Consider the following 1,002-nt stretch of genomic DNA (forward strand, 5'->3'; position numbering starts at 1 on the left):
TATTATATGAATTTATGAAGTTTGCATTATCTTGCAAGGATTCTTGGCAACTATGGTGCAATCATTTTATATTGCGCTATGGCATTCTCATTTTTCATGCACAAATCATGGGTTAAGCTCCTATTTTATTAAGGACGATATAAAATTCATCTTAAAGCGGATTGAATCGATACAAACTGAAGAATAATTCATGATATATATAGGCAAAGCTCATATTGTTCTTACAATGGGCAGCACAATTACCACAACAACAATAGTCCTTTCCTCATTAAAGTTACCATTACAATGTAGGAATTGAGAGGTAGATATTGCTTCGCATAATTTAGAAATTCATCATTTATCACAATACACAAACCCAACAAATGCCTATTGATAACGCAGATATGGGTAATTCTCTCTGATTGACATACAGCTTTACCCATGAGCTACTAGAAAGTCTTAAGTTGATTCTATACTTAGCCATAGCACAGACACAATGAAAATCTGGCTAAAGTTGCGCGTCTAAGAATATCAATGAGTAGTAATAAACCCAAAAATCTTGATTGCAGCACTTGTATCCTAATTCACAGAATAGGAGATATGGCGGAGATGAATGAGAACATATAAGATACTCGATTTGTTAGCAAAACACATACTATTAGGAATCTTTATCATTTTTGGTAGTGGAGATAAGGGCTATATCTTTGACGATAAGGGATTATATGCTAGATAAGACCCGCATACGACATATAGAGTTTTTTGATATGATAAGGCTGATAAATGTACTAAAAGTTGATTTTACTATGCTAAGGATGATTGATGCAGTGGCAGAAACTTTATTTTATAATGGCAAGAGGTAGCATTTGGCAAACATGAGTGTTTGTAATATTCATAACACACAAAGACATTCTAAGTGAAAGCTAACGATAATGCTAGATAGTGCTTACCAAATGGTGAGATTCTCAATGAGGATTTGAAGTGCAATATGCCCATAAAGTTTGGTTTAAAAAGAGGATAATTATC

General features: G+C 33.4%; 1 protein-coding gene. It reads left to right on the forward strand.

Going from position 1 to position 1,002, the window contains the following annotated elements; translation table 11 throughout:
• Positions 1-701: 701 nt before the first annotated feature.
• Entirely contained in the window at positions 702-839 is a 138-nt protein-coding gene (locus tag CQA44_RS12890; RefSeq protein ID WP_181881920.1) for a hypothetical protein, read from the forward strand.
• The last annotated feature ends 163 nt before the right edge of the window (positions 840-1,002 follow it).

This window comes from Helicobacter sp. MIT 14-3879, from assembly GCF_003364125.1.

What these genes read in the sequence shown, in the direction of transcription:
- CQA44_RS12890 (WP_181881920.1), top strand. Translation starts at nt 702, where the DNA reads ATGCTAGATAAGACCCGCATACGACATATAGAGTTTTTTGATATGATA.